General features: G+C 77.5%; 24 protein-coding genes. 17 read left to right on the top strand and 7 right to left on the bottom strand.

Going from position 1 to position 24,797, the window contains the following annotated elements; translation table 11 throughout:
- The first annotated feature begins 71 nt into the window (after positions 1-71).
- From ACGFI1_RS31725 to ACGFI1_RS31715, 3 genes are read left to right on the top strand one after another with little or no spacing between them, the layout of a single operon-like run.
- The gene (locus tag ACGFI1_RS31725; RefSeq protein ID WP_392790734.1) at positions 72-503 is read left to right on the top strand and encodes a hypothetical protein; all 432 of its coding nucleotides are present in this window, start codon (positions 72-74) and stop codon (positions 501-503) included.
- A gap of 2 nt (positions 504-505) precedes the next feature.
- Positions 506-1,846 (top strand): hypothetical protein, encoded by a 1,341-nt coding sequence (locus ACGFI1_RS31720; RefSeq protein ID WP_392790732.1) that lies wholly within the window; start codon positions 506-508, stop codon positions 1,844-1,846.
- Positions 1,847-1,874: 28 nt separating this feature from the next.
- The gene (locus ACGFI1_RS31715; RefSeq protein ID WP_392790729.1) at positions 1,875-2,612 is read left to right on the top strand and encodes a hypothetical protein; all 738 of its coding nucleotides are present in this window, start codon (positions 1,875-1,877) and stop codon (positions 2,610-2,612) included.
- A gap of 50 nt (positions 2,613-2,662) precedes the next feature.
- Here the strand turns inward: ACGFI1_RS31715 and ACGFI1_RS31710 are convergent, their stop codons facing one another.
- Positions 2,663-3,190, bottom strand: coding sequence for a pyridoxamine 5'-phosphate oxidase family protein (locus ACGFI1_RS31710; RefSeq protein ID WP_386865714.1), 528 nt, complete (start codon positions 3,188-3,190; stop codon positions 2,663-2,665).
- Between the two features lie 88 nt (positions 3,191-3,278).
- On the opposite strand from ACGFI1_RS31710, the gene ACGFI1_RS31705 reads away from it, so the two are divergent.
- On the top strand, positions 3,279-3,668 hold the full coding sequence (locus ACGFI1_RS31705; protein WP_392790726.1) for a PPOX class F420-dependent oxidoreductase: 390 nt from the start codon (positions 3,279-3,281) through the stop codon (positions 3,666-3,668).
- A gap of 25 nt (positions 3,669-3,693) precedes the next feature.
- Here ACGFI1_RS31705 and ACGFI1_RS31700 read toward each other — a convergent pair whose 3' ends face one another.
- Positions 3,694-6,006, bottom strand: a complete 2,313-nt coding sequence (locus tag ACGFI1_RS31700; RefSeq protein ID WP_392790723.1) for an excinuclease ABC subunit UvrA — start codon at positions 6,004-6,006, stop codon at positions 3,694-3,696.
- Positions 6,007-6,068: 62 nt separating this feature from the next.
- On the opposite strand from ACGFI1_RS31700, the gene ACGFI1_RS31695 reads away from it, so the two are divergent.
- A complete protein-coding gene (locus ACGFI1_RS31695) occupies positions 6,069-7,049 on the top strand; it encodes a helix-turn-helix transcriptional regulator (protein WP_392790720.1) in 981 nt (326 codons plus the stop codon).
- Here ACGFI1_RS31695 and ACGFI1_RS31690 read toward each other — a convergent pair.
- Positions 7,046-8,413 (bottom strand): cytochrome P450, encoded by a 1,368-nt coding sequence (locus tag ACGFI1_RS31690; protein ID WP_392790718.1) that lies wholly within the window; start codon positions 8,411-8,413, stop codon positions 7,046-7,048. The genes ACGFI1_RS31695 and ACGFI1_RS31690 overlap by 4 nt on opposite strands.
- 63 nt (positions 8,414-8,476) lie before the next feature.
- On the opposite strand from ACGFI1_RS31690, the gene ACGFI1_RS31685 reads away from it, so the two are divergent.
- Positions 8,477-9,274, top strand: coding sequence for an IclR family transcriptional regulator (locus tag ACGFI1_RS31685; protein WP_392790716.1), 798 nt, complete (start codon positions 8,477-8,479; stop codon positions 9,272-9,274).
- 12 nt (positions 9,275-9,286) lie between these two features.
- On the opposite strand, the gene ACGFI1_RS31680 is transcribed toward ACGFI1_RS31685, so the two are convergent.
- Positions 9,287-10,252, bottom strand: a complete 966-nt coding sequence (locus ACGFI1_RS31680) for a LysR family transcriptional regulator (RefSeq protein WP_386865724.1) — start codon at positions 10,250-10,252, stop codon at positions 9,287-9,289.
- Positions 10,253-10,336: 84 nt separating this feature from the next.
- On the opposite strand from ACGFI1_RS31680, the gene ACGFI1_RS31675 reads away from it, so the two are divergent.
- From ACGFI1_RS31675 to ACGFI1_RS31640, 8 genes are all read left to right on the top strand, one after another.
- Complete coding sequence (locus ACGFI1_RS31675; protein ID WP_392790714.1) at positions 10,337-11,389, top strand: aminotransferase class V-fold PLP-dependent enzyme; 1,053 nt, start codon at positions 10,337-10,339, stop codon at positions 11,387-11,389.
- A gap of 137 nt (positions 11,390-11,526) precedes the next feature.
- Positions 11,527-12,552 carry an NAD-dependent epimerase/dehydratase family protein gene (locus ACGFI1_RS31670; protein ID WP_392734825.1) on the top strand — a complete coding sequence of 342 codons (1,026 nt, stop codon included), beginning with the start codon at positions 11,527-11,529 and terminating at the stop codon, positions 12,550-12,552.
- Positions 12,553-12,588: 36 nt separating this feature from the next.
- Positions 12,589-13,257, top strand: a complete 669-nt coding sequence (locus tag ACGFI1_RS31665) for a glycosyltransferase family 2 protein (RefSeq protein WP_392790712.1) — start codon at positions 12,589-12,591, stop codon at positions 13,255-13,257.
- The gene (locus ACGFI1_RS31660; RefSeq protein WP_392790709.1) at positions 13,254-13,937 is read left to right on the top strand and encodes a TIGR04282 family arsenosugar biosynthesis glycosyltransferase; all 684 of its coding nucleotides are present in this window, start codon (positions 13,254-13,256) and stop codon (positions 13,935-13,937) included. The genes ACGFI1_RS31665 and ACGFI1_RS31660 overlap by 4 nt, the downstream gene beginning before the upstream one ends.
- On the top strand, positions 13,934-14,569 hold the full coding sequence (locus ACGFI1_RS31655; RefSeq protein WP_392790707.1) for a class I SAM-dependent methyltransferase: 636 nt from the start codon (positions 13,934-13,936) through the stop codon (positions 14,567-14,569). The genes ACGFI1_RS31660 and ACGFI1_RS31655 overlap by 4 nt, the downstream gene beginning before the upstream one ends.
- A 5-nt stretch (positions 14,570-14,574) precedes the next feature.
- A complete protein-coding gene (locus tag ACGFI1_RS31650) occupies positions 14,575-15,735 on the top strand; it encodes a molybdopterin-dependent oxidoreductase (RefSeq protein ID WP_392790705.1) in 1,161 nt (386 codons plus the stop codon).
- A complete protein-coding gene (locus tag ACGFI1_RS31645) occupies positions 15,732-16,148 on the top strand; it encodes a hypothetical protein (RefSeq protein ID WP_392790703.1) in 417 nt (138 codons plus the stop codon). The genes ACGFI1_RS31650 and ACGFI1_RS31645 overlap by 4 nt, the downstream gene beginning before the upstream one ends.
- The gene (locus ACGFI1_RS31640; protein ID WP_392790700.1) at positions 16,145-17,560 is read left to right on the top strand and encodes a hypothetical protein; all 1,416 of its coding nucleotides are present in this window, start codon (positions 16,145-16,147) and stop codon (positions 17,558-17,560) included. The genes ACGFI1_RS31645 and ACGFI1_RS31640 overlap by 4 nt, the downstream gene beginning before the upstream one ends.
- Positions 17,561-17,567: 7 nt before the next feature.
- Here ACGFI1_RS31640 and ACGFI1_RS31635 read toward each other — a convergent pair whose 3' ends face one another.
- Entirely contained in the window at positions 17,568-18,578 is a 1,011-nt protein-coding gene (locus ACGFI1_RS31635; protein ID WP_392790697.1) for a 3-oxoacyl-ACP synthase III family protein, read from the bottom strand.
- 149 nt (positions 18,579-18,727) lie between these two features.
- Here ACGFI1_RS31635 and ACGFI1_RS31630 point away from each other — a divergent pair, with 149 nt between their 5' ends.
- The 3 genes from ACGFI1_RS31630 (at position 18,728) to ACGFI1_RS31620 (ending at position 22,315) form a co-directional block, all read left to right on the top strand.
- Positions 18,728-19,744, top strand: coding sequence for an ACP S-malonyltransferase (locus ACGFI1_RS31630; RefSeq protein WP_392734814.1), 1,017 nt, complete (start codon positions 18,728-18,730; stop codon positions 19,742-19,744).
- Entirely contained in the window at positions 19,744-21,585 is a 1,842-nt protein-coding gene (locus tag ACGFI1_RS31625; protein WP_392790694.1) for an acyl-CoA dehydrogenase family protein, read from the top strand. The genes ACGFI1_RS31630 and ACGFI1_RS31625 overlap by 1 nt, the downstream gene beginning before the upstream one ends.
- Before the next feature lie 154 nt (positions 21,586-21,739).
- Entirely contained in the window at positions 21,740-22,315 is a 576-nt protein-coding gene (locus ACGFI1_RS31620) for a TerD family protein (RefSeq protein ID WP_138637870.1), read from the top strand.
- Between the two features lie 80 nt (positions 22,316-22,395).
- Here ACGFI1_RS31620 and ACGFI1_RS31615 read toward each other — a convergent pair whose 3' ends face one another.
- Positions 22,396-22,830, bottom strand: a complete 435-nt coding sequence (locus tag ACGFI1_RS31615) for a RidA family protein (protein ID WP_392790691.1) — start codon at positions 22,828-22,830, stop codon at positions 22,396-22,398.
- 70 nt (positions 22,831-22,900) lie between these two features.
- Positions 22,901-24,670, bottom strand: coding sequence for a class I adenylate-forming enzyme family protein (locus ACGFI1_RS31610; RefSeq protein ID WP_392790689.1), 1,770 nt, complete (start codon positions 24,668-24,670; stop codon positions 22,901-22,903).
- Positions 24,671-24,797 lie beyond the last annotated feature (127 nt).

The following is a 24,797-nucleotide window of genomic DNA, read 5'->3' as shown; positions in this document are numbered from 1 at the left end:
TGCCATCTTTGAATGTGTCATTGGCTAGTGTCACAATCTGTGGTGTGCGACACCGGGACGAGAGGAGCGCCATGAGGCTGCGGACCATCGCGGGAACGGCGGCCGCCGCCGCGGCACTGGCGGCGGCCGCCGGATGCGGAGAGCCCGCCGCCCCCGACACCGCCGCCCCGCCGGCACCGCCCGCCTCGTCCGTGCCCGCCGCGACCGGGACGCCGGCCGCGCCCACCGGGACCGCGCCGCGGGTCGTGCGCGTCGCGGTGACCGTCTCCGGCGGCGAGCCCCGCGTCCCGCACCACCGCGTGCGGGTCCCGCGCGGCGCGATCGTCGAGATCACCGTCACCGGCGACACCGCCGAGGAGTTCCACCTGCACGGCTACGACCGCGAACTGACGATCACCCCCGGGCGCCCCGCCGTCCTGCGGTTCACCGCCGACACCCCCGGCGTGTTCGAGGCCGAACTGCACCGCTCCGGCACCCGCGTCCTCGAACTGCGGGTCGGCTGAGCGTGCCCGGACACGCGCTCGCCGCCGGCCCCGTCCTCGCGCACGGGCCCGTCCTCGCGCACGGACTCGGCGGACGCACCGACCTGCCGCTGGACGCCGTCGCCGCCATCGCCGGCGGCGGCATCGCCGTCGCCGCCTCCTTCGCCGCCCTCACCGCCGCGTGGAAGCGGCCCCGCCTGCACCCCGCCGCCGGGCGCCCCCTCCCGGCCGCGCTCGCCCGCGCCCTGGACGCCCCCGCCCTCACCGCCGCCGGGCGGGCCCTCGCCCTCGCCGCGGCGGCGCTCGTCGTCGCGGTCGCGTTCGCCGGGCCGCCCGGCGCCGACGCCAACCTGGCGCCGTGGGCGCTGTACGTGACGTTCTGGGTCGGGCTCGTCCCCGCCGCCGTCCTGCTCGGACCCGTGTGGCGGCGCGTCAACCCGCTCCGCACCCTGCACACCGTCCTGTGCCGCGCCACCCGCACCCCGCCCACCGGGCGCCGCCCCCTGCCCGCCCGCCTCGGGTACTGGCCCGCCGCCGCCTGGCTCACCGGGTTCGTGTGGCTGGAACTGGTCGCCCCCCACCGCTCCGACCCGCGCCTGGTCGGGACGCTCATCCTCGCCTACGCGGCCGCGAACCTCGCCCTGGCCTGGTGGTTCGGCCGCGACTGGTTCACCCGCGGGGATGGGTTCGAGGCCTACGCGAGCCTGCTGGCCCGGATGTGCCCGATCGGCCGCCGCCCCGACGGCACCCTCGTCCTGCGGACGCCCCTCACCGGCCTGATGACCGGCGCCCCCGAACCCGGCCTCACCGCCACCGCCTGCGTCCTCATCGGCTCCACCGGGTTCGACGGCATCACCCGCACCACCTACTGGCGCGACAACGTCGACCCCTCCAGCGTCCCCGCCGGGACGCTAGGGCTCGCCGCCGCGATCGGCGCCGTCGCCGCCCTCTACGTCGCGGCGCTGCGCCTCAGCGCCGGCCTGACCGGCCAGGACCCGGCCGCGCTGCCCGCCCGGTTCGCCGCGACGCTGCTGCCCATCGCGCTCGGCTACACCCTCGCCCACTACTTCTCCTTCTTCGTCCTGGAAGGGCAGACCACCGTCATCCTCGCCAGCGACCCGTTCGGGACGGGCTGGAACCTGCTCGGCTCCACCGGCAACCGGATCGACTACGACCTCGCCGGGCCCACGCTCACCGCGCAGGTCCAGGTCAACGCCATCGTCCTCGGCCACATCGCCGGGACCATCGCCGCGCACGACCTCGCCCTGCGCGGCCCCGGCCCGGCCGCGCGGGGGCAGCTCCCGATCGCCGCCGTCATGGTCGCGCTCACCTGCGCCGGGCTGTTCGCCCTGCTCAGCGGCTGACCGGCCGCGGCGCCGCACCTCCCGCGCCGTGACCACCGCCGCGATCAGCACCGGCACCCAGAACTTCGTCGCCGCCAGCACCGCCCGCACCCACCCCGGCACCTCCGGCAGGTCCGGGAGCGGGACGTCCGGCCACGGGATGTCCGGCCACGGCGGCGACGGCAGGTCGATGTCGGGCAGGTCGACGTCCGGGCGCGGCACCAGCGCCAGCAGCAGCCGCACCAGCGCACCCAGCCCCAGCAGCGGGAACAGCACCTTCCCCGCCGCCACCACCACATGCCGCGAGGCGTACAGGACCGGACGCGCCCGCGCGAACGCCTCCCGCCGCGCCGCCCGCGTCCCCGCCGGCGGCTCGAACGCCACCGGCTCCCCGCCGACCGCGCCGTCCTCCACGCCCTTGTCGTCCTCGACGCCCTTGTCGGTCGCGTCGTCCTCGGCGGGTTTCGGCGGGGTCAGGGCGCAGCGGGCGGCCTGCCCGTCCAGCAGCCCGGCCGCGTCGAACACCACCGCCACCGACCACTGCCCGTACGGCAGTGCCGCCTTCAGCAGCACCCCGTCCACGGCCGCCGCCTCCGCGCCGTCGACGTACAGGCGCGCGAACCGGTCCCAGCCGGCGCGGCCGGTCTCGACCTCCAGCAGGTGGCCGCCGTGCTCCAGCCTCCAGCGGCCCACCGGCGCGCCCCCGAGTGAAATGCCCCGTGCCATGCAGCAAGTCTCGCCGCCCGCCGGCGCCGCGCGGTGCGCCCGAACGGCGACGGGACCGTAGACGAAAGTCGATGACCGGCCGGGCGGCCGACCGAGGCGGCCGGGCGGCGGTCAGGTCGCGAAGCGCCAGCGCGCCGCGCCGTACGGCTCGACCGTGCTGAGCGCCACCACCGTGTGGAACACCAGCCGGTACAGGTGCCAAGGCGGCGGGCCGGCGCTCTGCGCGCTGTAGGGGGCGGTGAAGGCGTCCCCGTCGACCTGCGCGGGCCAGCCGCCCTCCCGGTAGGCGGCCGCGACCGGCTCCAGCACCGCCGGGTCGGTGACGCGCTCGGCCGTCCCCTCCAGCACCACGTCCCCGGACGGGGTGCGGACCGACAGGGTGCAGGCCGGGTTCGCCGCCAGGTTCCGCGACTTGCGGGTGCCGGGCCCGCTGACGAAGAACACCTCGCCGTCGCGCCACAGCGGGCCGATGCCCGCCGAGTGCGGTCGGCCGTCCGGGCGGACCGTCCCCAGGAACGCCGCCGTCTCCGGCTTGGGCAGCGCCCCCACGAGCGCGTCGCGGACGTCCGCCCACTCCAGTTCGGGGCTCCCGTAGATGTCGAGGTTGCGGGCCTCGACGGGTTCGCGGTCGGTGGTCATCTCCGTCCTCCTTCGGCTGGGCCGTCTCCTGGTGCAGACCGCGCGGCGGGCCCGAACTCATCGGCGCCCGGTTCCCTAGGGTGGGGCCATGGCTCCTTCCATCGCCACCGCGAACCGCGTCGGCCGCGCCGAGCTGCTGGAGTTCCTGCGGCCCCGCCACCATGCCCTGCTGTCCACCCCCGAGCGCGTCAAGGCCCGCAACGCCCGCCGCGACCCGCGCGTGTCGCTGTGCGTGCTGTCGGACGACTTCAACGGCCCCTACGTCCAGGTCGACGGGACCGCCGAGGTCATCGACATGCCCGACGCCGCCGACGCCCTCGTCGACTACTACCGGTGCATCGCCGGGGAGCACCCCGACTGGGACGAGTACCGCGAGGCGATGCGCCGCCAGGGCAAGTCGCTGATCCGCGTCGCGATCGACCGGTGGGGTCCGATCGCCACCGGCGGGTTCCCCGCCCGCCTCGCCGCCGGCGACTAGCCCCGACGAGGCCCGGGGCGGCGGGTCACACGGCGGCGGGGGCGGCCTCGCGGCGCAGGTACTCCGCCGTCGCCGAACCCGGCGCGTCCAGCAGCGCCGCCGGGGTGCCGGCGAACACGATCTCGCCGCCGTGCCGGCCGCCGCCCGGGCCGAGGTCGATCACCCAGTCCGCCGCCGCGACCACCCGCGGGTCGTGCTCGGCCACCACCACGGTGTTCCCGGCGTCCACCAGCCGGTCCAGCAGCGCGATCAGCCCGCCGACGTCGGACATGTGCAGCCCGGTCGCCGGCTCGTCCAGCACGTAGACCGCGCCGGTGCCGCCGAGCCGCGCCGCCAGCTTCAGCCGCTGCCGCTCCCCGCCCGACAGCGACGTCAGCGGACGGCCGAGCGTCAGGTAGCCCAGGCCCACGTCCCGCAGCGCCCGCAGCGGCCCGGCTATCCCCTCCGCGGCGGCCCCCTCGGAGGCGGGCCCGTCGGCGGCGGGTCCTTCGAGGAACGCCAGGGCGCGGTCGGCGGTCATCTCCAGCACGTCGGCGATCGTGCGGCCGCGCAGCGTGTGCGCCAGCGCCTCCGGCCGGTAGCGGCGGCCCCCGCACGCCCGGCACCGCGTCGTGACCGGGTCCATGAACGCCAGGTCGGTGACGATCTCGCCGCTGCCGCCGCAGTCCGGGCACGCGCCCGCCGAGTTGTGCGAGAACAGCGCCGGCGCGGCGCCGCTCGCGCGGGCGAACAGCCGCCGCAGCGGGTCCATCGCGCCGAGGAACGTCGCCGGGGTCGACCGGCGGGACGCCGCGATCGCCGACTGGTCCACCACGACCGCGCCGGGGTGGCGGGCCGCGAACCCGTCCATGACCAGGGTGGTCTTGCCCGACCCCGCCACGCCCGTCACGGCCGTCAGGACCCCGTGCGGGAACCGCGCCGTCACGCCCTTGAGGTTGCGGGCGCGTGCGTCGGCCACCGTCGTCCAGCCCGACGGCTCCCGCACCGCGGCCTTGACCGGCGCGGTGCGGCGCAGCGCCCGCCCCGTCGGCGTCCCCGCGGCCCGCAGCGCCTCCGGGGTGCCGGTGAACAGCACCCGGCCGCCGTCCTCGCCCGCGCCCGGCCCCATGTCGATCACGTGGTCGGCGGCGCCGATGACGGCGGGGTCGTGCTCGACCACCAGCACCGTGTTGCCCCGGTCGCGCAGCCCCGCCAGCAGCCCGGTCAGCCGGTCCACGTCGGCGGGGTGCAGGCCGGCGGTCGGCTCGTCGAAGACGTAGGCCATCCCGGTCAGGCTCGACCCCAGGTGCCGGACGACCTTCAGCCGCTGCGCCTCCCCGCCCGACAGGGTGCCGGTCTCGCGGTCCAGGGTGAGGTAGCCCAGGCCGATGCCGTCCAGCCGCCGCAGCCGGGTGACCGCCGCGTCCGCGACCCGCGCCGCGACCGGGTCGGTGATCGCGGCGAGCACGCCGATCAGGTCGGAGGCCTCCAGCCGCGCCAGGTCGGCGATGGAGCGGCCGCCGATCCGCGACGCCAGCGCCGCCGGGTTCAGGCGCGCGCCCCCGCACGCGGTGCAGGCGTCCTCGCGGACCACGCGCCGCACCGCCTCCCGCAGCCCCGCCCGCAGCGCTCCCGGGTCCCGGTTGAGGTAGAGGCGCTCGAACCGCGCGACCAGGCCCTCGTAGGCGTTGTCGCCCATCGACCCGGTCCGGTTGCGGCGCGGCACGCGGAAGCCCTTGCCGTGCAGCAGCAGCTCCCACTCGGTCTCGGTGAACTCGCGCAGCGGCCTGTCGGGGTCGAACAGGCCCGACTCGGCGTACAGCTGCCAGGGGAAGGTCCCGACGCCGAACGGCGGGAAGTTCACCGCGCCCTCGTTCAGCGACCGCGAGACGTCCAGGAACCGGTCCAGGTCGACCCGCACCGCCCGGCCCAGCCCGTCGCACGCCCGGCACATGCCCCGCGGGTCGTTGAAGGAGTACGCGGCGGCCTCCCCGGCCGACGGCGTCCCGAACCGGGAGAACAGCACCCGCAGCACCGGGGACACGCCGGTGGCCGTCCCGACCGTCGAGCGGGCGTTCCCGCCGACCGGCCGCTGGTCGACCACCACCGCGGGCGCCAGCCGGTCGACGGCGTCGGCGTCCGGCCGCTCCCGCTTGGGCAGCCGGTCGCGGGCGAACCAGCCGAGCGTCTCGCCCAGCTGCCGCTGCGCCTCCGCCGCGACCGTCCCGAACACCAGCGAGGACTTGCCCGACCCCGACACCCCCGACACCACCACGAGCCGGTTCTTCGGGATGCGCACCGAGACGTCCTTCAGGTTGTTGTGCCGGGCCCCGATGATCACGATGTCGTCGTCGCTCATGCCCGCCACGCTAGGAACCAAAGCGGTCAGGACCTGGCCTCCTTCGCCCGCATACTGGGGGCATGTCGTCCGAACGGCTGCTGCGCCTGCTGTCGCTCCTGCAGGCCCGCCGCGAATGGAGCGGCCCCGAACTGCGCGAGCGGCTCGGCGTCAGCGCCCGCACCGTCCGCCGCGACGTCGAGCGGCTGCGCGGCCTCGGCTACCCCGTGCACTCCACCCTCGGCGCCGCCGGCGGGTACGCGCTGGAGGCCGGCGCCGCGATGCCGCCGCTGCTGCTGGACGACGAGGAGGCCGTCGCGATCGCCGTCGGGCTCCGCACCGCCGCCGGGGGAGCGGTCGAGGGCATCGGCGAGGCGTCGGTGCGGGCGCTGGCCAAGCTCGAACAGGTCCTGCCCGCGCGGCTGCGGCGCCGCGTCACCGCCCTGCACACCGCGACCACCCCGCTGACCGGGCCGCCCGCCGGGCCCGCCGCCGACCCGGCCGTCCTGACCGCGCTGGCCGCCGCGTGCCGCGACCGCGAACGGCTCCGCTTCGCCTACCGCGACTCCGGCGGCGCCGAGACCCGCCGCCTGGCCGACCCGCACGGGCTGGTGTCGGCGGGGCGCCGCTGGTACCTGGTCGCCCACGACACCGGCCGCGGCGAATGGCGGACCTTCCGCGTCGACCGGCTCTCGGCCCCGCACCCCACCGGCGTCCGGTTCCCGCCCCGCGAGCCGCCCGCCGGCGGCGCCGCCGCGTTCGTCACCCGGTCGCTGGCGCGGTCGCGGCCGCTGCGGCAGGCCGTGCTGCTCGTGCACGCCCCCGCCGCCGAACTCGCCGACCGGTTCCGCGTCACCGCCGCCGAGGTCGAACCGGTCGACGACGACACCTGCCTGCTGCGCACCACCGCCGACTCCCTGGAATGGACGGCGCTGCGCATCGCCTACCTCGACCTGGACTTCGAGATCCGCGAACCCGCCGAACTGCGCGAACGGCTCGCGGCCATGGGCGAGCGACTGACCCGCGCCGCCACCGGCCCGGCCGGCGGCCCGGCCGGCGGCTAGGGGGCGGGCGGGAGGATCTCGACGGGCAGGCCGCCGCGCGGCCGCATCGCCGTCACGCTCGTCGGGACCGGCACCGGGCCCGCCGGCCGCAGCCGCGTGCCGCGCAGCAGGCACGCCAGCATCGTCTTCAGCTCCACCGTCGCCAGCGTCGACCCGATGCAGCGGTGCGGCCCGCCGCCGAACGGCAGGAACGTCGACGGCGACGCGGGCCGGTGCAGCGGCGAGGCCGGATCCCACCGCTCGGGCCGGAACCGCCCCGCCTGCGGCCACACCCGCGGCATCCGGTGCGTGACGAACGGCGAGTACAGCACCATCGCGCCCGCCGGGACCCGGTGCCCGGCGTAGGTGAAGTCCTCCACCGGGACGCGGGCGCTGAGCACCGCCGGCGGGAACAGCCGCAGCGTCTCGTTCACCACCCCGTCCAGGAAGGTCAGCGCGGGCAGGTCCGCGGCCGCCACCGCCCGGTCGCCGACCACCTCGGCGACCTCGCGGCGCGCCCGCTCCCACGCGGCCGGGTGCGCCGCCAGCGCGTACACCGCCCACGCCATCGCCGCGCTGGTGGTGTCGTACCCGGCGGAGATCAGGCTGATGACCTGGTCCTGCAGCTCCTGGCGGGTCAGGCCCGCGCCGTCCTCGTCGCGGGCGGCCATCAGCATGGCGAGCACGTCGTCGTGCGCGCCGCCCTCGCGCAGCCGCCGGTCGACCTCCTCGTCCACCCGCGCGACCACCTGCGCGCGGGCCGCCGCGACCCGCCGCATGTAGGGGTTGGGCACCGACCGCAGCGCCATCTGCAGGACGAAGTTCCGGTCGATCGCGGCGAGCGCGGTCTGCAGCCGCCGCCCGATCACCTCGGCGTCGGCGGCGAGCCGGTCCCCGAACAGCACCTCCACGGTGCTGCGGCGGATCACCGACCGCAGCTCGGCGTAGGCGTCCAGCCGCCGCCCCGGCCGCCACGACACCAGCGCCGCGTCGGTGTTGGCCGCCATCCGCGCCACGTACCCGCCGACGCGGCGGTGGTGGAACGCCGGCTGGACCAGCCGGCGGCGCCGCCGGTGGTCGGCGCCGTCGCTGACGATCAGCGCGGTCTCCCCGTTCACCGGCACCAGCAGGTCGAACGCCTCCCGCCACCGGAACAGCCCCGAGTTGGCGAACACGAACGCGTTGGCGTCGGGGCCGAACAGGTGCACGAACGGGCGGCGCCGCGTCCCCACCGCCGCGACCGGACCGGCCTCGGCGTGCAGGCGCAGCAGGCTCGCGCACGGGTTCAGCGCGAACGCCAGCCCGTGCCGCGCCGTCAGCGCCGGGGACGGCCCGCCGCGCGGGCCGTGCGGACGGGGGAGCCGTACCGGGGTCTGGGAGGCCACCCGCCCACTATGGCACGCCCCCCCGCCGGTCCCGGCGCGGGCCGCGGTGGGAGGATGGGCTCCGTGACGGACGACAGCGGCGCCGTCCCCGGCGGACGGGCGGACGGGACCCATCACCCCAAACCTGGCACGCAGACCGTGGACCGGTCGGTGGCGGTCCTGCGCTCCTTCGAGGACGCCGCCCGGCAGACCCCCACCGAGATCGCGCACCGGCTCGGGCTGTCGGTCAGCACCGCGCACCGCATCGTGCACGCCCTGCACGCCACCGGGATGCTCGCGCAGGACCCGGCGACCGAGCGGTACTTCCTCGGCCCCACCACCGCGATCCTCGGCCGGCTCGCGCTGGAGCGGATGGGCGCCACCCTGCTGCAGCCGGAGCTGACCGCGCTGCGCGACGGCACCGGCGAGGCCGTCAGCCTCGGCGTCCGCGCCGGCGACGAGGTCGCGGTCCTGATGCACCTGCCGTCGCTGCACCCGCTGCGCTACGACCAGCCGCCCGGCGACCGCAACCCCATCCACACCTGCGCGATGGGCAAGGCGCTGCTGGCGTTCGGCGGCGACCCCGTCGCGATGGACGAGCCCTACGCCCGCTACACCCCCGCCACCCTCACCACCCGCCGCGGCCTGGACGACGACCTGGACCGCGTCCGCGCGCGCGGCTACTCGCTCAACGACGAGGAGCGGCTGGTGGGGGTGCGGGCGGTGGCCGCGCCGGTCCGCGACGGCGGCGGCCGGGTGTTCGCGGCGGTCGCGCTGCAGGGCCCGTCGGTGCGGTTCGGCGACGACCGGCTGCCCGGCCTGGCCGAGGCCGTCCTGGCCGCCGCGGGCCGCCTCACCGCCCTGCACCGCCACCTGTCCTGACCCCCGGCCGGTTCAGCCCGCCCCGGCCGGTTCAGCCGGTTCCGCCGGTTCGACCGGCTCGGCCTGTGCGGGACCGTCCGGGCCGACGGCGGCGGCGGAGACGGCGGTGAGCTCGTCCAGCAGCGCCGCCACCGCCGGCGGCCGCGGGCCCGCCGCGACGACCGCGCTGATCAGGCGGCTGCCCACCGCCGGCACGTCCGGGACCGCCACGCCCGGCTCGGCGTGCAGGCCGAGCGCCAGCGCCGGCAGCGCCGTGACCGCCAGGCCCCGCGCGACCAGCCGCTGGACCGCGACGTGGTCCTCGGTCGCGAACGCGATGTCGGGGACGAACCCGGCCCGCCCGCACGCCCACCGCAGGTGGTCGCGGCACCGCGCGCAGCCCGACGCCCACCGCTGCCCGGCCAGGTCCGCCAGCCGCGGCGCCTCCGCCGCCGCCAGGGGGTGGCCCGCCGGGACCAGCAGCCGCAGCGGGTCGCGCGCCAGCGCCACCTCCCGGAACCGGGCGTCGGCGTCGGGCGGAGTGTGCTCGTAGCGGAACACCACCGCGATGTCGGTGTCGCCCGCGCGCAGCAGCGACAGCGCCTCCGGCGGCTCGGCGTCCACCAGCGTCACCGACACCCCCGGCGCCCGCCCGGCCAGCCGCGCCAGCGCGTCCGGCAGCAGCGCCCCGGCCGCCGTCGGGAACACCGCGACCCGCACCCGCCCCGCCCGCAGCCCCGCGATCGCCGCGATCTGCTCCTGCGCGTCGTCCATCCGGGCCAGGACGTCCTCGACGTGCTCGACCAGGATCCGGCCCGCCTCGGTCAGCCGCACCCCGCGGCCGTGCCGCACCACCAGCGGCGTCCCGGCCTCGGCCTCCAGCCGCGCGATGTGGTGCGACACGGCGGGCTGGGTGTAGGACAGGGCCCGCGCGGCGGCGGTCATCGAGCCGAGCCGCGCGACCTCCCGCAGGATCCGGCCCCGGTGCAGGTCCAGCATCCCCGCAAGGTATCAACGATATTGATGGGACGCCCAGAAAACCGTACTTTGCGCTATGGGACGCGGGTGCCCGACGATCGGACCATGACCCTCTCCATCGAGGCGGCGCAGCGCGAGTTCGCCGCCGGCGCCGCCTACCTCAACACCGCCACCTACGGGCTGCCGCCCCGCGCCGCGCACGAGGCGATGCTCGCCGCCGAACGCGACCGCGCCGCCGGGCTCATGGTCCCCACCGACCTGGACGCGGCCGTCACCCGGTCCCGGGAGGCGTTCGCGCGGCTGCTCGGCGTCCCCGCCGCGCGGGTCGCGTGCGGGCCGCAGGTGTCCTACTTCGTGGGGCTGGTCGCCGCGTCGCTGCCCGACCGCACCGAGGTCCTGGTCGCCGACGGCGACTTCACCTCCCTGCTGTTCCCCTTCGCCGCCCGGCCCGGCCTCACCGTCCGGTCGGTGCCGCTGGAGCGGATCGCCGAGCAGGTCACCGCCCGCACCGGCGTCGTCGCGGTGTCGGCGGTGCAGTCCGCCGACGGCCGCATCGCCCCCCTCGGCGACCTGATCGCCGCGGCCCGCGCGCACGGCGCCCGGATCCTGCTGGACGCCACCCAGGCCGCCGGATGGCTGCCGCTGCCCGCCGACCGCGTCGACTGGCTGGTGTGCGGCGGCTACAAGTGGCTGCTCGGGCCCCGCGGCACCTGCTTCCTCACCGGCACCGCCGAGGCGCTGCGGACGCTGCCGCCGATCGGCGCCGGCTGGTACGCCGGCGCCGACATCTGGGACTCGATCTACGGGCTGCCGCTGCGGCTGGCCGGCGACGCGCGCCGCCTGGACCTGTCCCCGGCGTGGCAGTGCTGGGCCGGGCACGCCCCCGCGCTGGAACTGCTGGAGCGGGTCGGGATCGCCGCGATCCACGACCACGACGTCGCGCTGGCCCGCCGGTTCCGCGCCGGGCTCGGGCTGCCGCCCGGCGACTCGGCGATCGTGGCGGTCGACGTCCCCGGCGGCACCGCCGAGGCGCTGCGCCGCGGCGGGGTGATCGCCTCCGTGCGGGCCGGGCGGCTGCGCTGCGCGTTCCACCTCACCACCACCGAGGCCGACGTCGACAAGGCCGTCGGGCTCCTCGCCCCGCTCGTCACCCCCTGACCCACCCCCCTCGGCGGGGTCGCGGCGGGGTCGCGGCGGGGGGCTCGCGGGTGAAGTTCTTACAAGGTTGGAACAAGGTGGCTTGACCGGGCCGCGGACGCCGTCCCGGCCGCGCCGAGCGTCCTACCTTCGTCGCCATGAACGTACTGCTCACCGGATCGGCCGGGTTCATCGGCTCGCACGTCGCCGAGGCGCTCACCGCCGCCGGGCACCGCGTCCGCGGCCTGGACGCCCGGCCCGACGGCCTCGGCGGCGCGCCCGCCGACGTCGCCGACCCCGCCACCGTCGCCCGGCGGCTGGCCGGCGTCGACGCCGTCTGCCACCAGGCCGCCAAGGTCGGCCTCGGCGTCGACGTGACCGACCTGCCCGCCTACACCGCCGCGAACGTGCAGGGCACCGCCGTGCTGCTGGCCGAGATGGCCCGCGCCGGCGTCGGCGCCCTCGTCCTGGCCTCCTCGATGGTCGTCTACGGGGAGGGCGCCTACGGCTGCGCCGCGCACGGGCCCGTCCGGCCCCGGCCCCGCCCCGAGCAGGACCTGGCCGCCGGCCGGTTCGACCCCGGCTGCCCCGCCTGCGGGCGGCCGCTCGCGCCCGGCGCCGTCGCCGAGGACGCCCCGCCCGACCCCCGCAACGCCTACGCCGACACCAAACTCGCCCAGGAGCACCTGGCCGCGTCCTGGGCCCGCGCCACCGGCGGGTCCGCCGCCGCGCTGCGCTACCACAACGTCTACGGGCCGCGGATGCCCCGCGACACCCCCTACGCCGGCGTCGCCGCGATCTTCCGGTCCGCGCTGCTGGACGGCCGGCCGCCGCTGGTGTTCGAGGACGGCGCGCAGCGCCGCGACTTCGTGCACGTCCGCGACGTCGCCCGCGCCAACGTGCTCGCGCTGGAGCGGCTCGCCGCCGGGCCGCCCGAGCCCGGCGGGCTGCGCGCCTACAACATCGCCAGCGGCGAGCCCCGCACCATCGGGGAGATGGCGGCCGCGCTGTCGGCCGCGTACGGCGGGCCGGCGCCGCGCGTCACCGGCGGCTACCGGCTCGGCGACGTCCGACACATCGTCGCCCGCCCCGACCGGGCCCGCCGCGAACTGGGGTTCTCCCCGGCGGTGGCGTTCGCCGACGGCATCGCCGAGTTCGCCGCCGCGCCCGTCACCACTTCGTAAGGGTCGCCGCCCCGTCACCGAAAGTAGCGTCGGACCGTGATCGATGTGGTTCTCCCGTGCCTCAACGAGGCCGAGGCACTGCCCTGGGTACTGGACCGGATGCCCGCCGGGTTCCGGCCCCTGGTGGTCGACAACGCCTCCACCGACGGCTCCGCGCGCGTCGCCGCCGACCGCGGCGCCCGCGTCGTCGCCGCGCCCGAACGCGGGTTCGGAGCCGCCTGCCACGCCGGGCTCCTGGCCGCCGAGACCGAGGTGGTGTGCGTGATGGACGCCGACGCCTCCCTCGACCCCGCCGAACTGCCCCGGCTCACCGCCGCCCTCGCCGCGCTGCGCGCCGGCGGCGCGGCCGCGCTGGTGCTGGGCCGCCGCCGCCCCGCGGGACGCGGCGCGTGGCCGCCGCACGCCCGCCTCGGCAACGCCGTCCTGGCCCGCTCCCTGAACCGGCGCGCCGGCACCCGCCTGCGCGACCTCGGCCCGATGCGCGCCGCGCCCCGCGCCGCGCTGCTCGGCCTGGGCCTGGCCGACCGCCGGTTCGGCTACCCGCTGGAGATGGTGCTGCGCGCCGCCGCCCACGGCTGGCCGGTCGCCGAGATCGACGTCGCCTACCTGCCCCGCACCGGCGCGTCCAAGGTGACCGGGACCCTCGGCGGGACGGTCCGCGCCGTCCGCGACATGCGCCGCGTCCTGGCCGAGGCCGCCCGGTGACCGCCCCCGCCGCCGCCCCGGACGCCACTCCGGACGCCGACCCGCCCGCCGATCTCGTCGTGATCGCCAAGGAGCCCGCGCCCGGGCGCGTCAAGACCCGCCTCACCCCCGCCTACACGCCCGGCCAGGCCGCCGCGCTCGCCGAGGCGGCGCTGTGCGACACCCTCGCCGCGGTCGCCGCCGCGCCCGCCGGGCGGCGGGTCCTGGCGCTGGACGGCGCGCCCGGGCCGTGGCTGCCCGCCGGGTTCACCGTCGTGCCGCAGCGCGGCGGCGGCCTGGACGAGCGGCTGGCCGCCGCGTTCACCGACGCGTGGGCCGGCCGCCCCCTGGTCCTCATCGGCATGGACACACCGCAGGTCACCCCCGCGCTGCTGCGCCGCGCCGCCCGCGCCCTGCGCGACCGCGACGCGGTGCTCGGGCCCGCCGCCGACGGCGGGTACTGGCTGCTCGGGCTGCGCCGCCCCGACCCGCGGCTGCTGCGCGGCGTCCCGATGTCGCGTCCCGACACCGGAACCGCCCAGCTCGCCCGGCTGCGCGGCGCCGGCCTGCGGGTCGGGCTGCTGCCCGAGCTCACCGACGTCGACACCCCCGCCGACGCCCGCGCCGTCGCCGCGCTGGCCGAAGGGACCCGGTTCGCCGCCGCGCTGCGAGGCCTGCACGCCGGGACCGTCCCGGCATGATCGGCGCGCTGTACGAGGAGGCGCTGCGGGGCCGCGCCCCCGTGGAGATCGAGCACGCCGACGGCCGCCGACGCCCGCTGCCGGTGCAGGACTGGCTCGCCGCGGCCCGCCCCGGCGACGCCGGGCTGCTGGCCCGCTGCCGCGGCGCCGTCCTGGACGTCGGGTCCGGGCCGGGCCGGCTCACCGTGGCGCTGGCCCGCCGCGGCGTCCCCGTCCTCGGCATCGACGTGGCCCCCGCCGCGGTCGCGCTGACCGTCGCCGCCGGCGCGCCCGCCCTGTGCCGCGACGTGTTCGGGCGCGTGCCCGGCACCGGCCGGTGGGGCACCGTGCTGCTGGCGGACGGCAACATCGGCATCGGCGGCGACCCCGCCGCGCTGCTGCGCCGCGTCCTCGCGCTGCCCGCGCCCGGCGGCCGGGTCCTGGTCGAGGTCGACCCGCCCGGCGCCGGCTCCCGGATCGAGCCCGTGCGGCTGCGGTCGGGGTACACCGTCGGCGAATGGTTCACCTGGGCGCGGGTGTCGGCCGACGCCGCCGGCGACCTGGCCGCCGCGAGCGCGGCGACCGTGACCGAACTGTGGGAGGAGGCCGGACGGTGGTTCGTCGCCCTGCGCGCCCGACCCGCGCACGCTTGACCCGCGTGCGGCGGATCCCCGCGCGCCTGACCCGTGCGCGGCCGGCACCGCCGCCGCTGCTCACCGGCATGGCCGGGCGGTTCACCAGCCGCCTGCACGACACCCGGATCGCGTCGTGGCTCGGCGTCGCCCTCGGCGTCTCGGTCACGGTGTCGTTCACCACGGGCCTGGTCAGCCATTTCATGCAGCACCCGGCCGGGTGGATGCAGTGGCCGTCGCGGCCGGTGGGCCTGTACCGCGTCACCCAGGGCGTCCACGTCATCGGCGGGCTGGCGACCGTGCCGCTGCTGCTGGCCAAGCTGTGGACGGTCTACCCCCGGCTGTGGCAGTGGCCGCCGGTGCGCTCGGCCGGGCACGCGGTGCAGCGGCTGCTGGTGTTCGTGCTGGTCGGGGCGGCGCTGTTCCAGACCGTCACCGGGGTGCTGAACATCGCCTACTGGTACGTGTTCCGGTTCTTCTTCACCACCGCGCACTACTGGACGGCCTACATCCTGTTCGGGGCGCTGCTGGTGCACATCGCCAACGAGGGCGGCACGGCGCGGCGGGCGCTGATGACCCGTCCCCGGGACGGGGTGGGCCGCCGCGGGTTCCTGCTCACCGCCGCCGCCGCGGGCGGCGTCATCGCCGCGACCACGGTCGGGCAGACGGTGACGCCGCTGGCGCGGCTGGCGGTGCTGGCGCCGCGCCGCCCCGGCACCGGCCCGCAGGGCGTCCCGGTCAACAAGTCCGCCGCCGCGACCGGCGTCACCGCCGCCGCCCGCGACCCCGCCTGGCGGCTCACCGTCACCGGCCGCGTCGACCGGCCCCTCACCCTGTCCCTGGACGGCCTGCGCGCCCTGCCGCAGCACACCGCGCGGCTCCCGATCGCCTGCGTGGAGGGCTGGAGCGTCGAGGCGGACTGGACGGGCGTGCGGCTGCGGGACCTGCTGCGCCTGGCCGGCGCCCCCGCCGGCGCCAGGGTCCGCGTCGAGTCGCTGGAACGCGGCGGCCCCTACCGCACCTCCATGGTCGACCCGCCGCACTGGACCGACCCGCTCACCCTGCTCGCCCTCGGCCTGAACGGCGCGCCCCTGGCCCTCGACCACGGCTACCCGTGCCGCCTCATCGCACCGAACCGGCCCGGGGTCATCCAGACCAAATGGGTGCACCGGCTGGTGGTGACATGACCTCCCGGATCGCGGTGTGGGCCGCCTACGCGGCGGGCCTGGCGCTCATCGGCTTCGGCGCGCGCGGCATCGCCGACGACGTCCCCGTCGCCCGGTGGGCGGCGTGGTTCGCGGGCGCGGCCGTCCTGCACGACGCCGTGCTGGTCCCGCTGGTGCTGGCCGCCGGGCTGGCCACCGCGCGGCTTCCGGCCGCGGCCAAGCCCGCCGTGCGGGCCGCGCTCGTCGTCGCCGGATGCGTCACCGCGGTCGCGCTGCCGCTCGTCCTGGGCTACGGCCGCCGCGCCGACGAGCCGTCCCGGCTGCCGCTGCCCTACGGCCGCAACCTCGCGCTCGTCCTGACCGCGATCGCCGTGGCCACCGCCCTCGCGGTGGCGGTGCGGCTGGCGCGGCGCCGCAAGGGCGGGCGGCGGTGACGCTCACCGGCGCCCGGCGGCCCGCGACCCGCGGCGGCGGCACCCGGACGCGCGGGCGGTACGGGTGGGTCGCGGTCGCGGTGTGGGCGGCCGGGATCGCGGCGGCGTTCGCGGCCGGGTGGTACCTGCGGCGCGCCGGGCTGGAGACCGAGGACGCGTTGCCGCCGCTGCACGCGCGGGCGCGGGAGCGGCCCCTGACCTGGGAGCTGCTGCCGGCGGCGGCGTTCGCGGCGGCGGCGGTGGCGGTGCTGCCGCCGCTGGCGGCGCGGCTGCCGTGGCGGGCGGTGCCGGTGCTGGCGTGGGCGGGGTCGGCGGCGTGGGCGGTGGTACTGGCGGCCGGCGACGGCCGGGGCGCGCTCGCCGCGCCGCTGGACGCGCCGACCGAGTACCCGGCCGGGCTGGCGCAGGTGCGGCCCGACCCGCTGGAGTGGGTGCGGACCTTCACCGACCGGCTCGGCGGCTACACCACCCACGTGCGGGGGCATCCGCCGCTGCCGACGCTGGCGCTGTGGGCGCTGGAGCGCGTCGGGCTCGGCGGCACCGGCTGGGCGGCGGCGGTGATCGTCGTGGCGGGCGCGTCCGCGGCCGCCGCCGTCGCGGTGACCCTGCGGTGGACGGCGGGGGAGCGGGCGGCGCGCGCGGCGGTGCCGCTGCTGGTGCTGGCGCCGCTGGCGGTGTGGATCGCGACCGCGATGGACGCGTTCTTCCTGGCCGTGGCCGCGTGGGGCACGGCGCTGCTGGCGGCCGCCGCCCGCCGGGACCGCCCCCCGCGCCGGGCGGGCCTGCTCGCGGCGGGTGTGCTCGCGGCGGGCGGCGGGCTGCTGCTGGGCTCCCTGCCCTACCTCAGCTACGGGCTGCTGCCGCTGTTCGCGCTGCCGCTGGCGGTGGTCGTGCTGGCCCGGCCCCGGGGGCGGGTGCTCGCGGCGCTGGGCGCGGGCCTGGTCGTGGTGCCCGCCGCGTTCACGCTGGCGGGGTTCTGGTGGCCCGACGGCGTCCGCGCCACCCTGGACACCTACCTGGTCAGCCGGGGGTCGGCGCAGCGTTCCTACGCCTACTTCGTCCTGGCGAACCTGGCGGTGCTGGGGCTGCTGACGGGCCCGGCGGTCGCGCACGCGCTGCCCGCCGCTGCCGCCGCCCTGCGCGACGTGCCGGGGGTGCTGCGCGGCGCGGCGCGGGCGGGGGCCGTCCCGGCGCGGGCCGCGGTCGCGGCGCTGGCGGCGGCGGCGCTGGTGGGGGTGCTGGTGCTGGACGCCTCCGGGGTGACGCGCGGCGAGGTCGAGCGGATCTGGGTGCCGTTCGCGGTATGGCTGCCGGCGGCGGCGTCCCTGCACGGGCCGCCCGCCCGGGCGTGGCTGGCCGCGCAGGCGCTGACCGCGCTCGCCGTGCAGGCCCTCGTGGCCTCCCCCTGGTAGCCGGGGGTCAGGCGGGGGGCCAGGTGATGAGGGTGTGGCCCCAGGTCACGCCCGCGCCGAACCCGGCGAGCAGCACCTGGTCGCCGGGCGCGAGGCGGCCGGCGCGGACGGCCTGGTCCAGGGCGTAGGGGATGCTCGCGGCGCCGATGTTGCCGACGTCCTGCCCGACGATCGCCAGCTGCGCGGCGTCCAGGCCGGCCTCGGCGGCCAGCGCCGCCACCAGCCGCGGGTTGGGCTGGTGCGGGACGACCAGGGCCAGGTCGGCGGGCTTGATCCCGGCGGCCTCGGTGGCCTCGGCGACCAGCCGGGGGAAGATCCGGGTGATGAAGCCGCGGACGGCGCGGCCGTCCATGCGGATGGTGTGGCCGAGGGAGGCGAGGGTGTCGGCGCTGGCGGGGGTGCGGCTGCCGCCGGCGGGGATGAGCACGTCGTCGGCGCCCGAGCCGTCGGACCCGAGCGTGACCGGCCCGAACCCGTAGGGCGCGGCGGCGGCGCCGATCACCGTGGCGGCGGCGCCGTCGCCGAACACCGCGACGGTGCCGCGGTCGGCGGGGTCCAGGAACCGGGAGTACACCTCGACGCCGACGACCAGCGCGTACCGGGCCGGGCCGGACTGGGCGGCCAGCCAGCCGAGCGCGGCCTGCAGCCCGAACACGTAGCCGGTGCAGGCGGCGGCGACGTCGAACGCGGCGGCGCGGCGGGCGCCGAGCAGCGCCTGCACGCGGCAGGCGGTGGACGGGGCGATCAGGTCGGGGGTGGAGGTGCCGAGGACGATCAGGCCGATGTCGGCCGCGTCGAGCCCGGCGGCGTCCAGGGCGCGGGCGGCGGCGGCCGCGGCCAGGTCGGAGGCGGCCTGCCCGGGCGCGGCCAGGTGCCGGCGGCGGATTCCGGTGCGGTCCTCGATCCAGGACGGCTCCAGGCCGAGCGTGCGCGACAGCTCCTCGCTGGGCACGCACCGCTCGGGAAGGTAGGCGCCGGTCCCGTGAATCGCCCATGCCGGGCCTTGCCTCGAGGACATGCTCGGTTCCCCCTCGCGTCACAACGGTTGTCAGGCCCAACCCACGAGTGAATAATCCCATTTCACGGTTTATGTTCCATACCTATCCGTAAAGCGGCCTTTATCCGAATGGGAAAGTGAGCCTTCCTTCCAGGTAAGGAGACCCCCGCGTGCCGTCCACCGCCTTCCCCCCGGCCGAAGCGCTCAAGCCCGACGACAGCTGCGCCTTCCTGTTCCCCGGCACCGGCTCGACCGGCGTCCCCGACCTGCCCGCCCTCGCCCGCACCGGGCCCGGCGCCGCCCGCGCCGTCGCCGACGTCCTGGACGCCGTCCAGGAGGGCCTGCCCGCCACCGGATGGCCGTCCCTGCGCGCGGTCCTGCTGGAGGACCCCTCCGGCTACCGCGCCGCGTCCCGCACCCCCGGCGTCGCGCAGCTGTGCTCCTACGCCGCCTCCGTCGCCGTCGACCGCGCCCTGCGCGCCGACGGCGTCCACCCCGCCTGCGCCGTCGGGCAGAGCTTCGGCGAGATCGCCGCGCTCGTGTGCGCCGGCGCGTTCACCATCGCCGACGGCGCCCGGATGGCCGTCTCCGCCGTCGGCGTCCTGGCCCGCCGCGGCCGCGGCGGCGGCATGGCGCTGCTGGAGGCCGGCGAGGACGGCGCCGGAGCCTGCATCGACGCCGCCGGCGCCCCCGAGGTCGTCGTCGCCTGCCTCAACGCCCCCTCGGTCACGATCGTGTCCGGACCCGACGGCCCCCTGGACCGCGTCGTCGACGCCGCCCGCGCCGCCGGCGTGCGCGCCGTCCGGCTCGCCGTCCCCTACCTGTCGCACCACCCGGCGATGGCCGGCGCCGACGACGAGTGGTACGCCATGATCCGCCACCTGCCCCAGCGGCCCCTGGAGATCCCCGTGCACTCCCCGGTCCGGGGCCGCGCCTACCGCGACGGCGACGACCTGCACCGCGCCATGGCCGACTGCATCGTCAAACCCGTCCGCCTCCCCGACGCGCTGCGCGCCGTGCACGCCGCCGGCGCGACCGTGTTCACCGAGGCCGGCCCCGGCGACGCGCTGTGCCAGTGCGCGCGGCTGGCCGTCCCCGGCGCGCGCACCCTGGCGCCGCTGCGCGACCGGCCCCGCCACGGACGCACCGGCAAGGCCGCACCGGGCGCCGGGGGAGAGGAGCACTGATGGACACCGCACCCAACGGAACACCCGACACCGCGCTGGCCACGTTCGTGCGCGGCGCGTCCCTCGACGCCAAGACCCGGGCCCGGCTGCGCGACGCCGTCCCCGAGGAGTTCTTCACCTACCCCGGCGGGCTCACCGCCCGCGAGCACCAGGCCCTCACCTACGAGCGGCTGCGCGGCGCCGGGCTCGCCGCGCCGCCCGCCGCCGACCTGCTCGCCGACCCGCCCGCGCTGTGCGCGCTGCTGGACCGCGCCGCGATCGCCGACCCCGCCCTGTTCCACGTGATGCTGCTGCACTACACCCTCGCGCTCGGCCCCATCATCCGGTTCGGCGGCGGCCAGGACGACACCGCCGCCGAGGACGGCGCGGTGAGCGCACGGGAGTCGCTGGAGTCGATGCAGGCGGCCGGGACCCTGCTGATGACCGAGGTCGGCCGCAGCAACAGCCACCTGTCGCCCCGCACCACCGCCCACCACGACCCCGCCACCGGCGGGTTCGTCCTCACCACCCCCGACACCCGCGCCGCCAAGTTCCCCACCAACACCGCCCACCCCGCCGTCGCCAAGACCGCCGCCGTCTACGCCACCCTCGTCCACGACGGCCGCGAACGCGGCGTGTTCGTGTTCGCGGTTCCGCTGCGCCGCCCGGACGGCACCGTCCCGCCCGGCGTCCGGATCGTCCCCGCCCCCGAGACGACCGGGCTGCAGATCGACTACGCCGCCGTCCTGCTCGACGGCGTCCGCGTCCCCTACGCGGCGTGGCTGCGCGACGGCGCCCGCATCGACCCCGACGGCACCTTCCACGACCCCGCCGGCGACCCCGCGGCGCGCCTCACCCGCTCCATGGGCGTGGCGCCGCCGGTGTGGCGGGCCGTGATCTCCGCCTCCGCCGCGATCACCCGCGCGTCCGCCGGGATGCTGGCCGCGCACTCGGCCGGCCGCACCACCCTCGGCCGGCTCGCGCCCCGCCGCCCCCTCACCGACTACCGCAACCAGCAGGAGGCGGTGCTGGGCGCGCTCGCCGCCGGGTACGCGCTCACCGCCGTCGCCGCGCACGTCACCGCGCCCCGCCCCACCGGCCCCGTCGGCCCCGCTGGCGCCTCCGGCGGGGCCGGGCCCGACACCGCGTGGGCGCCGTGGTCGGCGGTCGACCGCGACCTGGCGCTGCTGAAGGCCGCCGCGACCGCGCAGGCGCAGCAGACGGTGTCGGCGTGCCGGGTGCACAGCGGCGCGCCCGGCTTCGCCGCCGACGAGCGCCTCAACGCCTACCGCGGCCTCGCCCACGCCTACCAGAACGCCGGCGGCGACAACGAGCTGATCCTCTACGACACCGCCCGCGCCATGGCCGCCCTCGACCGCTACACCCCGCCCGACCCCGGCGGCGCCCCGCCCGGCGGCGGCGACCTCGACTCGCCGCGGACGCCGCTGTTCCTGCTCCGCGAGGCCGAACGGCGCATGCGCGACCGGCTCCAGGACCGCGTCGACACCGCCCTGCGCGGCGGCGGCGACGCCTTCACCGCCTGGAACGGCAACCTGGCCCTGGCCGCGCGGACCGCCGCCGCCTGCGCCGACCGGATCGTCCTGGAGATCTGCGCCGCCGCCGCGGCCGCCGGACCCGCCGAGCTGGCGCGGGTGCTGCACCTGCACGCCCTGAACGTCGTGGACCGCCGCGCCGCCGACCTGCTCGACGAGGGCGCCGCCCCGCCCGGCACGCTGGAGGACGTGCGGGCGGCGCGCCGCCGCGCCTGCGACGCGCTGGCGCCCGCGGCCGCGGACCTTGCCGCCGCGTTCGACCTGCCCGCCCCCGTCACCGCGCCCACCGCGTTCCTCACCGGCTCCTGACCCCCGTCCCCTACGCTCGGATCATGCGAAACGGCACGCCGCGCCGCTAATTCTCCAAGGACCCGGGGGAACCGGGCGGGGATGGCTACCGTTCTCGTAAGACAGACCGATCGCGGGTGCATCCACCCGCAGTCCGATACGGAGGTAGACAACAGTGGGAGTCAGTCTGAGCAAGGGCGGCAACGTCTCGCTGACCAAGGAGGCCCCCGGACTGACCGCCGTCGTGGTCGGTCTGGGCTGGGACGTGCGGACCACCACCGGGACCGACTTCGACCTGGACGCCAGCGCCCTGCTCGTGTCGGCGGAGAACAAGGTGCTGTCGGACCAGCACTTCGTGTTCTTCAACAACCTCAAGAGCCCCGACGGCTCGGTCGAGCACACCGGCGACAACCTCACCGGTGAGGGCGAGGGCGACGACGAGCAGATCAAGGTCAGCCTGAACACGGTCCCGGCCGACGTCGCCAAGATCGTGTTCCCGGTGTCGATCTACGACGCCGACGGCCGCCAGCAGAACTTCGGGCAGGTCCGCAACGCGTTCATCCGCGTGGTGAACCAGGCCGACAACAGCGAGATCGCGCGCTACGACCTGTCGGAGGACGCCTCGACCGAGACCGCCATGGTGTTCGGCGAGCTGTACCGCAACGGCGCCGAGTGGAAGTTCCGCGCGGTCGGGCAGGGCTACGCCTCCGGCCTGTCGGGCATCGCCTCCGACTTCGGCGTGAACGTCTGACCGTCCGGTCCCGACGCGGCGGGGCGCCCCGGATCCTTCCGGGGCGCCCCGCTCCGCGTTGACGCGGCCCCGGCCGGGGGTCAGGCGCCGGGCGGGGCGGCGGGGACGACGGCCAGGGCCTCGATCTCCACCAGCAGGTCGTCGCGGACCAGCCGGGACACCTCGACCAGCGACGCGGCCGGCGCCACCCCCTCGGGCACGAACTCGGCGCGGACGGCGCGGACCACGCCGACGCCGCCGGCGTCGCGCAGGAAGTAGCCGAGCCGCACCACGTGCTCCCAGCCGGCGCCGGCGGCGGCCAGCGCGGCCTCCAGGTTGGCGAACACCTGCCGCGTCTGGGCCTCCAGGTCGCCGGGCCCGACCAGGTTCCCGGCGGCGTCCAGGGCGATCTGCCCGCTCACCGCCACCAGCCGCCCCGGCAGGTCGGCCGAGACGGCGTGGCTGTAGCCGGGGCCGGGCGCCAGGCCCGGCGCGTCGACCTGCCGGATGCCGGACCGCGGGTCATCGTCGCTCATCACAAGATCACCCTAGCGGCGCCCGCCCCGCCGGGCCCGGACCGGGCGGGCCCGGCAGAGCCCGGGAGGGTCAGGCCAGCAGCTCCTCCCGCAGCCGCCGCTTGAGGATCTTCCCGCCGGGGTTGCGGGGCAGCGGCTCGTCCCGGAACCACACGTGCACCGGCACCTTGAACGCCGCGATCCGCCCGCCGGTGAACGCCCGGATCTCCGCCTCGTCGACCTTCGCGCCCGGCCGCGGCACGATCACCGCGCCGACCTCCTCGCCCAGCACCTCGTGCGGGACGCCGATCACCGCGCAGTCGGCGACCGCCGGATGCTCGTACAGGACCGCCTCCACCTCGGCGCAGTAGATGTTCTCGCCGCCGCGGATCAGCATGTCCTTGGCCCGGTCGACGATGTAGACGAACCCGTCCTCGTCCAGGCGGGCCAGGTCGCCGCTGCGGAACCAGCCGTCCTCGAACGCGGCCGCGGTCGCCTCCGGCTTGTTCCAGTACCCCTTGATGACGTTCGGGCCCTTGATCAGCAGCTCGCCGACCTCGCCGGCGGGCAGTTCGTCCCCGGCGGGGCCGACCACCTTGACGTCGCAGACCGCGACGGCCGGGCCGACGCTCTCGGGCCGCTCCAGGTAGTTCACGCCGCCGTTGTAGGTGGTGACCGAGGAGGTCTCGGTCAGCCCGTAGCCGTTGCCGGGCACCCGCTCGGGCAGCCGCTCCTTGATCTTGTCGACCAGGGCGGGCGCGGCCGGCGCGCCGCCGTAGCTGACGCCGGTGAGGCTGGAGGTGTCGTAGTCGCCGAAGTCGGGGGAGGTCAGCACCTGCCACGCCATCGTGGGGACGCCGCCGAACCCGGTGACCCGCTCCCGCTCGATCAGCTCCAGCGCCCGCCGGACGTCCCACTTGTACATCAGCACGACCGTGCCGCCCTGCAGCGCGCTGCTGACCAGCACCGAATGGCAGCCGGTGGCGTGGAAGAACGGGACGCTCAGCAGCGTCACCCGCCGCTGCGGCACGGCCAGCTCCTCCACCGTGCGGCCGGCGCGGACCCCGGCCGACATGATCCCGTAGGCGAGGCTGACGGGGTTGGTGGTGATGTTGCGGTGCGTGCCGAGCGCGCCCTTGGACCGCCCGGTGGTGCCGGAGGTGTAGAAGATGGTGGCGTCGTCGTCGGGTTCGATCGCCACCTCGGGCAGGGACGCCGCGGCCGGGTCGCCGGGGTCGCCGAGCACGTCGTCGAACGCCTCGGCACCGGCCGGCAGGGCGCCGTCCGGCCGCGCGACCAGGCACGCCGCCCCCAGGCCCGGCAAGGCACCGGCGAGCCGCTCGGCGCGCTCGGCGTCGGCGATGAGGACCTCGGCGCCGCTGTCGGCCAGGCCGTACTCCAGCTCGTCGGCGCTCCACCAGGCGTTCAGCGGCACCACCACCGCGCCCGCGGCGGCGGCGCCGAAGAACGCCACCGACCACTCGGGGTAGTTGCGCATCGCGATCGCGACCCGGTCGCCCTTGGCGACCCCGTACCGGCCGATGAGGACCCGCGCGAACGCGGCGGCGCGCGCGTAGTGGCCGGCGAAGGTGAGCCGGTCGCCGCCGTAGACCAGGAAGTCGGCCTCGCCGTGCGCGCGGGAGATCTCCAGGACGTCGCGCAGGGTGCCGGGGGCGTTGCGCCACACCCGCGTCGGTACGCCGCGGATGTCCACCTCGTCCATCTCGAACGGCTGCCCGGGCGCGGTCATCGCCGCCCTGACCTCGGCGATCCCCGGCAGCCTCCCGGCACCGGCGGCGCCGGCGGCGCCGTCCCGGCCGTTCCCCTGCACGTCCCGGTCCTGTCGTTCACGGTCCTGCACGTCGCGCCTCCCGCGGGGTGACGGCGCGCCCGCCGCGCGGCCCGACCGCCGAACACGGTTCGGTGCGCCGTGCCGAGAATCTATGATCCACATCACGTGCAGGTCAACGCCCCGGCCGCGGCGGCGT

Source organism: Actinomadura geliboluensis (genome assembly GCF_043197915.1).
Taxonomy (GTDB): Bacteria; Actinomycetota; Actinomycetes; order Streptosporangiales; family Streptosporangiaceae; genus Spirillospora; species Spirillospora geliboluensis.
This window is presented reverse-complemented; position numbering and strand designations above follow the sequence as displayed.